This is a genomic window from Streptomyces palmae (assembly GCF_004684805.1).
GTDB classification, from domain to species: Bacteria; Actinomycetota; Actinomycetes; order Streptomycetales; family Streptomycetaceae; genus Streptomyces; species Streptomyces palmae.
Window position 1 is genome coordinate 1 of record NZ_SRID01000273.1, and the last position, 9,629, is coordinate 9,629.

The window sequence follows — 9,629 nt, forward strand, 5'->3', positions numbered from 1 at the left end:
CTGCCAGCCCTTCGCCCCCGCCGGAGGCGCCCCCCGCTTGAGACATATGGGCGGTTTTCTCGGCCTCCGCAGGCCCGGCGGCATCCGCAAATGGCGTCTCATCACCTTTTGGGGTGTTATGGGTACTCGCTGATGATCTCGCACCATGAGGAGACAGCCGATGCGCGGTGCCGGGCGGGCCCTGTGGGTCGTGGGTGCCATCGCGGTCACCGCGACAGCCGCGGCCTGCGGGGGCGGGGGCGATGTGCAGGGCGGCCCGAACGGTGTGGTCCGGGCGTCCTGGGGCGACCCGCAGAACCCGCTGGAGCCGGCGAACACCAACGACGTACAGGGCGGCAAGGTCCTCGACATGGCCTTCCGGGGGCTCAAGCGGTACGACCCCAGGACCGGCGAGGCCAAGGACATGCTCGCCGAGCGGATCGACACCACCGACCAGCGGAACTACACCGTCACCGTCAAGAAGGGATGGACCTTCAGCAACGGAGAGAAGGTTACCGCCAGTTCCTTCGTGGACGCCTGGAACTACGGCGCGCTGCTCGACAACAAGCAGAAGAACGCCTACTTCTTCGAGTACATCCAGGGGTACGACAAGGTGCACCCCACCTCCGGCCGGCCCACCGCCAAGACGCTCTCCGGACTCCGGGTGAAGGACCCGTACACCTTCACCGTACGGCTCACCCAGAAGTTCTCCACCTGGCCCGACACCCTGGGGTACAACGCCTTCGCCCCGCTGCCCCGGGCGTTCTTCACCGACCACGAGGCATGGGTGAAGAAGCCCATCGGCAACGGCCCGTACCTGATCAGCTCGTACACCAGGGGCTCGGTGATAAAGCTGCGCAGGCGGCCGGGGTACCCCGGGCCCGACGCGGCCCGCAACGGCGGTGTCGACCTGCGGGTCTACACCGACAACAACACCGCCTACACCGACCTCCAGGCCGGCAACCTCGACCTGGTCGACGACATCCCGGCCTCGCAACTCCCCAATGTCAGGGCCGACCTCGGCAAGCGGTACATCAACCAGCCGGCCGGCATCATCCAGACCCTCGCCTTCCCGTTCTACGACAAACGGTGGAACGGCCCGAACTCCGCCAAGCTGCGCACCGGTATCTCGATGGCCATCGACCGCCGGCTGATCACCCACCAGATCTTCCGCGACACCCGCACCCCGGCCACCGACTGGACCTCACCGGTACTCGGCCCGCAGGGCGGCTACAAGCCGGGGCTGTGCGGCACGGCCTGCGAGTACCGGCCCCAGGAGGCCAAGAAGATGATCGACCAGGGCGGCGGGCTGCCCGGCGGCCGGATGACCATCTCGTACAACGCGGACACCGGCTCCCACCGGGAGTGGGTGGACGCCATCTGCCACAGCGTCAACAACGTGCTGCACAACGACCGGGCCTGCGTGGGCAACCCCGTCGGCACCTTCGCCGACTTCCGCAACCAGATCAGCGACAAGCGGATGAAGGGCCCGTTCCGCGCCGGCTGGCAGATGGACTACCCGCTCATCCAGAACTTCCTCCAGCCGCTCTACTACACCGACGCCTCCTCCAACGACGGCCACTGGAGCGACAAGCGTTTCGACCACCTGGTGGACCGGGCCAACGCCGACTCCGACTCCGCACAGGCGATCACCACCTTCCAGGACGCCTCACGGGTGCTCTCCGGTCAGATGGCCGCCATCCCGCTGTGGTACCAGAACGGCAGCGCCGGCTACTCCGACCGGATCGGCAACGTGGCCCTGAACCCGTTCAGCGTGCCCGTCTACGACCAGATCAAGGTCAGCTGACGGCATGGGCCGCTATGTGATCAGGCGGCTGCTCCAGATGGTGCCGGTGTTCCTGGGCAGCACGTTCCTGATCTTCTTCATGGTGTACGCGCTCGGCGACCCGGTCGCCGCGCTCTTCGGCGACCGCGCCCCCGACCCGGCCACCGCCGCCCGGATCCGCAAGGACCTCTACCTCGACGAACCGCTGTGGAAGCAGTACCTGCACTACATGGGGCAGATCTTCCAGGGCGACTTCGGCACCGCCTTCAACGGCGACCGGGTCACCGAGCTGATGCGCATCTCCTTCCCGATCACCCTGCGGCTCACCCTGGTCGCCGTGGCGATCGAGATCGTGGTGGGCATCGCCCTCGGCGTCTTCAGCGGACTGCGCCGCGGGCGGGCCGTGGACACCTCGGTGCTGCTGCTCACCCTGGTCGTGGTCTCCATCCCGACCTTCGTCAGCGGCTATGTGCTGCAGTTCCTGCTCGGCGTCAGATGGGAATGGGTGAGCCCCTCCGTATCGCCGGAAGCACCCGTGAACGAGCTGCTGCTGCCCGGCGTGGTGCTCGCGCTCACCTCGCTGGCGTACACCACCCGGCTCACCCGCACCTCCATCGCCGAGAACACCCGCGCCGACTACCTGCGCACCGCCGTCGCCAAGGGCCTGCCGCGCCATCGGGTCATCACCCGCCATCTGCTGCGCAACTCACTGATCCCGGTGGTCACCTTCATCGGCACCGACATCGGGGCCCTGATGGGCGGCGCCATCGTCACCGAGCGGATCTTCAACATCCATGGCGTGGGCTACCAGCTCTACCAGGGCATCCTTCGGCAGAACTCGCCCACCGTGGTCGGCTTCGTCACCATCCTGGTGATCGTCTTCCTGCTGGCCAACCTGCTCGTGGACCTGCTCTACGCCGTGCTCGACCCGAGGATCCGCTATGCCTGAGCCACTCGGAGCGCCCGGACAGTCCGGACAGCCCGGACCACCTGATGAGGTCATCGCGCCGACCGGCGGTGGCGGAGCCATGGACCTGGCCACCGGCGCGGCCCGGACCCTGGAGCGGGGACCCGACCGGGGCCGGACCGACCTCACCGGCAAGCCGCGCAGCCTGTGGTCCGACGCCGGGCACGACCTGATCCGCAACCCGGTCTTCGTGCTCTCGGCGCTGGTCATCCTCTTCCTGGTCTTCATCGCCGTCTGGCCGCAGTCCATCGCCCCCGGCAACCCGCTGGCCTGCGACCTGAACAAGGCCCAGCAGGGTTCCCAGGCCGGCCACCCCTTCGGTTACGACGCCCAGGGCTGCGACGTCTACACCCGCACCGTGCACGGCGCCCGCGCCTCCATCACCGTCGGCGTCTGCGCCACCGCCGGAGCCGCCCTGCTGGGCAGCGTGCTCGGCGGCCTGGCCGGATTCTTCGGCGGCTGGTGGGACGGCCTGCTGTCGCGGATCGCCGACGTCTTCTTCGGCATCCCGCTGATCCTCGGCGGCCTGGTCTTCCTCTCCGTGGTCACCAGCGGCGCCATCTGGCCGGTGGTGGGCTTCATCGTGCTGCTGGGCTGGCCGCAGATCTCCCGCATCGCACGCGGCTCGGTGGTCACCGCCAAGGAGCACGACTACGTCCAGGCGGCCAGGGCGCTCGGCGCGGGCGGCACCCGGATCCTGCTGCGGCACATCCTGCCCAACGCCATCGCCCCGGTGATCGTCGTGGCCACCATCGCTCTGGGCACCTACATCGCCCTGGAGGCCACCCTGTCCTTCCTCGGCGTCGGCCTGAAACCGCCCACCGTCTCCTGGGGCATCGACATCTCCTCCGCCTCCACCCACATCCGCAACGCCCCGCACACGCTGCTGTGGCCGGCGGGCGCGCTCAGCCTCACGGTGCTGGCGTTCATCATGCTCGGCGACGCGGTACGTGACGCCCTCGACCCCAAACTGCGCTGAGGAGCCCGAGGATGACCATCACGGAAGAGCGCACGGCGGGCCGGACCGCACCCCTGCTGGAAGTGGCCGACCTGCGGGTGGAGTTCCGCACCCGGGACGGCGTGGCCAAGGCCGTCAACGGCGTCGGCTACACCGTCGACGCCGGTGAGACGCTGGCCGTGCTCGGCGAGTCCGGCTCCGGCAAGTCGGTGACCGCGCAGGCCGTCATGGGCATCCTGGACTCCCCGCCGGGCTACGTCACCGGCGGCCGGATCCTCTTCCAGGGGCGCGACCTGCTGACCATGAGCGCCGAGCAGCGCCGACGGGTGCGCGGGGCCAAAATGGCCATGATCTTCCAGGACGCGCTCTCCTCGCTCAACCCGGTGCTCTCGGTCGGCGCCCAGCTCGGCGAGATGTTCCAGGTGCACCGGGGGATGTCCCGAAAGCAGGCCCGTACCAAGGCCGTCGAACTGATGGAACGGGTGCGCATCCCGGCCGCCAAGGAGCGGGTCGGCGACTACCCGCACCAGTTCTCCGGCGGTATGCGGCAGCGCATCATGATCGCGATGGCGCTGGCCCTGGAGCCGGAGCTGATCATCGCGGACGAGCCGACCACCGCGCTGGACGTGACGGTGCAGGCGCAGGTGATGGACCTGCTCGCGGAGCTGCGGCGCGAGTACGACATGGGTCTGATCCTGATCACCCACGACCTGGGTGTGGTCGCCGATGTCGCGGACAAGATCGCGGTGATGTACGCGGGGCGGATCGTGGAGACCGCTCCGGTGCACGAGCTGTACAAGCGGCCGGCCCACCCGTACACCCGCGGCCTGCTCGACTCCATCCCGCGCGTGGACCTCAAGGGCCAGGAGCTGTACGCCATCCGGGGACTGCCGCCCAACCTCACCGCCATCCCGTCCGGCTGCGCCTTCCACCCGCGCTGCCCCCGGGCACGGGACGTCTGCCGCACCGACGACCCGCCGCTCCACCCGGTCACCGAGGACGACGGCACCCGGATCCCGGGCCGGGCCAGCGCCTGCCACTTCTGGAGGGACGAACTCCATGCCCGCTGAGGCCGAGCCGATCCTCGAAGTCCGGGACCTGGCCAAGCTCTACCCGCTGACCCGGGGCGTCGTCCTCAAGAAGCAGATCGGCGCGGTACGGGCCGTGGACACGGTCTCCTTCGACCTGGCCCGCGGCGAGACCCTGGGCATCGTCGGCGAGTCCGGCTGCGGCAAGTCCACCGTCGCCAAGCTGCTGGTCCACCTGGAGCGCCCGACCGCCGGCACCATCCGGTTCAAGGGGGAGGACATCACCAGGCTGTCCGGGCGGGCGCTGAAGGCGGTCCGCCGGAACATCCAGATGGTCTTCCAGGACCCGTACACCTCGCTCAATCCGCGGATGACGGTCGGCGACATCATCGGCGAGCCCTTCGAGATCCACCCCGAGGTGGCTCCCAAGGGGGACCGGCGCCGCCGGGTGCAGGAGCTGCTGGACGTCGTCGGCCTCAACCCCGAGTACGTCAACCGCTATCCGCACCAGTTCTCCGGCGGCCAGCGGCAGCGCATCGGCATCGCGCGGGGCCTGGCCCTCCGACCCGAGATCATCGTCGCCGACGAACCCGTCTCCGCCCTCGACGTCTCCGTCCAGGCCCAGGTGGTCAACCTGCTGGAGCGCCTCCAGGCCGAGTTCGACCTCGCGTACATCTTCATCGCCCACGACCTGTCGGTGGTGCGGCACATCTCCGACCGGGTCGCCGTGATGTACCTGGGCCGCTTCGCGGAGATCGGCACCGGCACGCAGATCTACGAGCACCCCACCCATCCGTACACCCAGGCGCTGCTGTCCGCCGTGCCCGTCCCCGACCCGGCCGCCCGCGACCGCCGCGACCGCATCCTCCTCACCGGCGACGTCCCCTCCCCGGCCGACCCGCCCTCCGGCTGCCGCTTCCGCACCCGCTGCTGGAAGGCCCAGGCCAAGTGCGCCCAGGAGGTCCCCCTCCTCGCCGTCCCCCCGTGGTTCCACGGCACCGACACCCCCGCGGCCCACCCCTCCGCCTGCCATTTCGCGGCGGAACGGACGACCGAGACGGCGACGGAAGACGGCCCGCCGCGCCACGCCGACCGGGACCCGGAGGCGGAACTGGGCCTGAGCTGACGGGGTGGTCGGGCGAGCTGACGGGGAGCCCGGGGCGTGGGCCCCGGGCTCCAGCGCTTTGGCCGCGGGGGCGGTCAGTGGCAGTTCCTGGTGCCGTGGTCGCGGGTGGTCCAGGAGCAGGAGTCGAGAAGGCTGCCACTCGGCTTGATCAGGCGGGCCTTGTCGCTGGTGTTGTTCCAGACGTAGCTGCCGCGGCCCCAGTAGACGACGCCTGCGGCGTTGCTCCCCTTGCCGGTGCGCACCTTGACCGTCTTCCCGGCGCCGATCTTGTAGCTGCCGAAGGTGTACGTGTAGCCGGTGTTGTCCTTCAGCTTGTAGCCCTTGAGCTGGATCGCGGAGCGGGAGTTGTTGTGGATGTTGACCCACTCCGCGTTCAGGGAGGCGTTGGAGCGGGTGTCCCGGCCCGGGCTGTCGTACTGGATGTAGCCGAGGTGCAGACCGCCCTGGTGGGCGGCGGACCGGACGGTCGCCTGGGCCGACGCGGCCGGTAGCAGCCCGACGGCGAGCGCGGCGGCGGCGGTGAGGGTGGCGGGCAGGGCGGCGCGTATCCGCAACTGAGGCTCCTCTGAACGGGGTTGGGTGAGAGGAGCGTACACATTCTCTCCGTTCTGTGGAGAAGATGTGTGCAACCCGTGCGTGTAGCTGTCCAGGTAAGGCGAGTGATCGCCTGAGTACGCGTACTCAGGCGCGTGATCACTACCCATGGCTACGCTACTGACAGCCATCAAGTGATCACAGGACGCTCGGGGGTGGAGCAATGGCTGGTCAGGGTACGGAGCTTGCAAGTGCGAGGAAGGGCCCAGGCGCGGGGGGTGCGGATGGGGTGAATTCCGACCTGAAGACGTGGAACGCCGCCGGCAGCGCTGTCGGCACCCTTGGTGGCAATGTCGGGACGGCGCTGACCAGCTTGGCGAAAGGCCAGGAGGGGGTGGGTGCGAAGAGCGTTGGGGCCGGCGAGTTGGAGAGTGCGGCCGCACAGCGGGAGGTGTACGACTCCTGGAAGAGCTATCTGGATGCGGTGAGTGGTCGGTGTAAGGGCCTGAAATCCCGTATGGAGAAGGCCGGGCACCACCAGTACAGGAACGACCAGGCCATCAAGGCCGCCTTCACCGAGCTGGAGAAGAAGTACCAGGACACACCGGCCATCGGTGGTCAGGGCAAGGGCCGGTGAGCTGAGCCATGGACTTCGCGACGCTGAAGGCGTGCAAGCCGCACCAGTTCGAGGAGGCGGCGGACGGCTATCACAAGACCCATAGCATGGCCTCCCAGGCCAGAGAGGCGTTGGAGCGTCAGATCACGCCACCCATGCGGCGGAAGCTCAAAGGCGAGGCCGCGAAGAAGGCGCTCAACCAGCTGAGTGAGCTGTTGGCCGACTTCCAGTATGTGGAGGTCGAGTGCGGGCTGATGACTGGCGCGCTGAACGCGCTTGCCTTTGACCTTCGGGCAGTGAAGAAGAAGTTGGACGCGGCCATCGAGGATGCCGAGGCCGAGAAGCTCACGGTGAACGCCGACGGCTCGGTCAGCTATCCGCCGGGCGGGGACAAGGGCGGCAACGGCAAAGTGCCCGAGGGGGGCAAGGTCATCGGTCGCGCCAAGGGGGCCGAGACCGGCGCTCCGATCGACCCGGCCAAAGATGCCGACGATGCAGCAGACGGACTCGAGCGCCAAATAGCGAACCTGAACCCGAACCCCAACTATGGTCGGGCCGTCCAGTACGCCAACCGCATCGCCCAGATCGTCAAGGAGGCCACGGGGGTCGATCAGAGGTGGGCGCGGAAGCTGCGGGAGTACAAAGCGGATGACGATCTGGTCGTTTCGGACAGCGACTGGATCGATGTCAAGAAAGACACCAGTAGCGCGCGGTCGGGGGCTAAGCACTACCTGGATCACATCAAGCATCCCCCCAAGGGTGGAAGTCCCGATGACATCGCCAAGTGGTGGAAGGGGCTGTCGCAGGACGAGCGGGACGCTTATATCGCCTTGGATGCCAAAAAGGTGGGTGCGCTGGACGGTCTCCCCGCAGTGGTTCGCGACGAAGCCAACCGGACTGTCCTTGCAGAGGCTCATGCGGAAGCTTCCCAAAAGCTGCGCGAATTCGATGAGAGCCGGCCCGAGCCTAAGAAGTACGAGCCGAAATGGGATAACCAAAGGCAGGTTCCGATCGATGGAGAGGTGCAGATTACGCTAGCGTGGAAGGCTTGGGATAAAGAGAGGTCTGAGCTCCGCAAGAAGCTGGATCCGCTGGAAGCCATCCAAGGGCGCTTTGACCAGACGGGGCAAGGAGGGCTCCCGGAGGCATACTTGCTTGGTTTCGATGCGGAGGGGAAGGGGCGTGCGATCGTCGCCAATGGCAATCCTGACACCGCTGATCACACGGCGGTCTACGTCCCTGGTACTTACTCGAAACTCAGTGGTGTCGAAGGGGACATCAATCGCATGACTGACTTGTGGCGGAGGAGTCAGCGGGAGGTTCCGGGGCAGAGTGTATCGACCATCACATGGATCGGCTATGACGCCCCCCAGTCAATTGTTCCTGAGGCGATGGATGAATCGTACGCTTGGGATGCGGCGCCCACGCTCAACAAATTCCTGGATGGTTTGCAAGCCGCCCAAGGGGGGCCCGAGGCAAGTCATACGACAGTCATCGGGCATAGTTACGGAAGTACCGTGATAGGGGCGGCGTCGATCAAGGGGCACCTCGCCGCCGACGACATCGTGGTTGCGGGAAGCCCTGGCGTGCTGGTCGAGCACGCGGATGATCTCGATACAGGCAAGGACCATGTGTGGTCACAAGCTGCCCCCTTCCACAAGGACCAGGTACCTCTCGGCGGGAAGGTCGCAGGACTCGGCCGCGGCGACACTTTTTTGGAAGACCTTCTGCCGTTCGGCGCTGTATGGGGCCAGAATGTGCCATCCGACGAAGATTTCGGCGCCCATAGAATGCAGACGGATGCTCAAAGTCACACAGACTACTTCAGAGACGGCTCTGTAAGCCAGAGCAACCAGGCGTTTGTGGTGACTGGCAAATACGATCGGGTTTCGCATGACTAGTGAGTGGAGGGGCGGCCGATGCTGGCGATCAAGCGTCTTTGCTCCGCTTCTCATTGTCTTTATTGGAGCATTGACTGTGGGGTGTTCGGATAGTGTGAACGAGCTCGGATATGATCCCGTGAAGCTAGGTGTCGATGAGGCCAGAAGCAAAACCGAGAGAATTTCCAGTCGACTCCTGGAGATGATTGAAGTCAAGGGAAAGGTTACCGAACCTGGTCCTGGCGTCTCTCGCTGTGAAGGGGAATCCGGCGATTCGGAGTTGTATAAGACGCTCCATCCGTGGTCGGTCTATGGAATCTCTGATGAATCCGTGGAGCGTGGCATGAACAATCTTCGGAAGCGACTTCCTGAAAGCGGATGGACGATCCTCAAGGATGGGAAAGTCAACAGTGAGGCGCGGGATCCGGAGATCCTTGCCGAGAACAAGAAAGAGTATTTCGCGGTGCATATTGTTGGGGAGAAGCGGACTGCTTCCGGAGAGCCCATGATCAGCGTTGAGGTGGTCTCCGCCTGCTTCCGAGCCCCCAAGGGAACCCTCAAAGGCCAGTACTGAGGACTGCGGGGCCCCAGGGGCGGGCCGGGTGTCAGGTGGGCCCCACTCCCTCCGGGAAGTGGCAGGCCGTCAAGTGCCCCTCCTCGCTGTCCTCCGTCCGTACCAGTGGCGGCTCGGTCTGGGCGCAGCGGTCCTGGGCTTTCCAGCAGCGGGTGCGGAAGCGGCAGCCGGAGGGTGGGTC

The 9,629-nt window shown here is 66.7% G+C and carries 9 protein-coding genes; 8 read left to right on the plus strand and 1 reads right to left on the minus strand.

Annotation, left to right across the window (positions count from 1 at the left end; translation table 11 throughout):
* The first annotated feature begins 160 nt into the window (after window positions 1–160).
* Genes E4099_RS23480 through E4099_RS23500 form a run of 5 tightly spaced genes read left to right on the plus strand, consistent with a single transcriptional unit; the run spans window position 161 to window position 5,844 of the window.
* On the plus strand, window positions 161–1,786 hold the full coding sequence (locus E4099_RS23480) for a peptide ABC transporter substrate-binding protein (RefSeq protein ID WP_135341112.1): 1,626 nt from the start codon (window positions 161–163) through the stop codon (window positions 1,784–1,786).
* Between the two features lie 4 nt (window positions 1,787–1,790).
* Window positions 1,791–2,714: an ABC transporter permease gene (locus tag E4099_RS23485; RefSeq protein ID WP_135341104.1), complete on the plus strand. Its 924-nt coding sequence runs from the start codon at window positions 1,791–1,793 to the stop codon at window positions 2,712–2,714.
* The gene (locus tag E4099_RS23490) at window positions 2,707–3,711 is read left to right on the plus strand and encodes an ABC transporter permease (protein ID WP_135341105.1); all 1,005 of its coding nucleotides are present in this window, start codon (window positions 2,707–2,709) and stop codon (window positions 3,709–3,711) included. Before E4099_RS23485 ends, E4099_RS23490 begins: the two co-directional genes overlap by 8 nt.
* An 11-nt stretch (window positions 3,712–3,722) precedes the next feature.
* Window positions 3,723–4,760: an ABC transporter ATP-binding protein gene (locus E4099_RS23495; RefSeq protein WP_135341106.1), complete on the plus strand. Its 1,038-nt coding sequence runs from the start codon at window positions 3,723–3,725 to the stop codon at window positions 4,758–4,760.
* Window positions 4,750–5,844, plus strand: a complete 1,095-nt coding sequence (locus E4099_RS23500; protein ID WP_135341107.1) for an ABC transporter ATP-binding protein — start codon at window positions 4,750–4,752, stop codon at window positions 5,842–5,844. Before E4099_RS23495 ends, E4099_RS23500 begins: the two co-directional genes overlap by 11 nt.
* Before the next feature lie 74 nt (window positions 5,845–5,918).
* Here E4099_RS23500 and E4099_RS23505 read toward each other — a convergent pair whose 3' ends face one another.
* Entirely contained in the window at window positions 5,919–6,398 is a 480-nt protein-coding gene (locus E4099_RS23505; protein WP_135341108.1) for a lamin tail domain-containing protein, read from the minus strand.
* Window positions 6,399–6,667: 269 nt separating this feature from the next.
* Between E4099_RS23505 and E4099_RS23510 the strand changes: the two genes are divergently transcribed.
* The 3 genes from E4099_RS23510 (at window position 6,668) to E4099_RS23520 (ending at window position 9,448) form a co-directional block, all read left to right on the plus strand.
* Window positions 6,668–7,015 (plus strand): hypothetical protein, encoded by a 348-nt coding sequence (locus tag E4099_RS23510; RefSeq protein ID WP_135341109.1) that lies wholly within the window; start codon window positions 6,668–6,670, stop codon window positions 7,013–7,015.
* A gap of 8 nt (window positions 7,016–7,023) precedes the next feature.
* Complete coding sequence (locus tag E4099_RS23515; RefSeq protein ID WP_135341110.1) at window positions 7,024–8,895, plus strand: alpha/beta hydrolase; 1,872 nt, start codon at window positions 7,024–7,026, stop codon at window positions 8,893–8,895.
* A gap of 94 nt (window positions 8,896–8,989) precedes the next feature.
* A complete protein-coding gene (locus E4099_RS23520) occupies window positions 8,990–9,448 on the plus strand; it encodes a hypothetical protein (protein ID WP_135341111.1) in 459 nt (152 codons plus the stop codon).
* The last annotated feature ends 181 nt before the right edge of the window (window positions 9,449–9,629 follow it).

Bases quoted from the DNA above. Each gene is read 5' to 3' on its own strand.
- E4099_RS23485 (WP_135341104.1), top strand. From the start codon at position 1,791: ATGGGCCGCTATGTGATCAGGCGGCTGCTCCAGATGGTGCCGGTGTTC.
- E4099_RS23515 (WP_135341110.1), top strand. From the start codon at position 7,024: ATGGACTTCGCGACGCTGAAGGCGTGCAAGCCGCACCAGTTCGAGGAG.
- E4099_RS23495 (WP_135341106.1), top strand. From the start codon at position 3,723: ATGACCATCACGGAAGAGCGCACGGCGGGCCGGACCGCACCCCTGCTG.
- E4099_RS23490 (WP_135341105.1), top strand. From the start codon at position 2,707: ATGCCTGAGCCACTCGGAGCGCCCGGACAGTCCGGACAGCCCGGACCA.
- E4099_RS23500 (WP_135341107.1), top strand. From the start codon at position 4,750: ATGCCCGCTGAGGCCGAGCCGATCCTCGAAGTCCGGGACCTGGCCAAG.
- E4099_RS23480 (WP_135341112.1), top strand. From the start codon at position 161: ATGCGCGGTGCCGGGCGGGCCCTGTGGGTCGTGGGTGCCATCGCGGTC.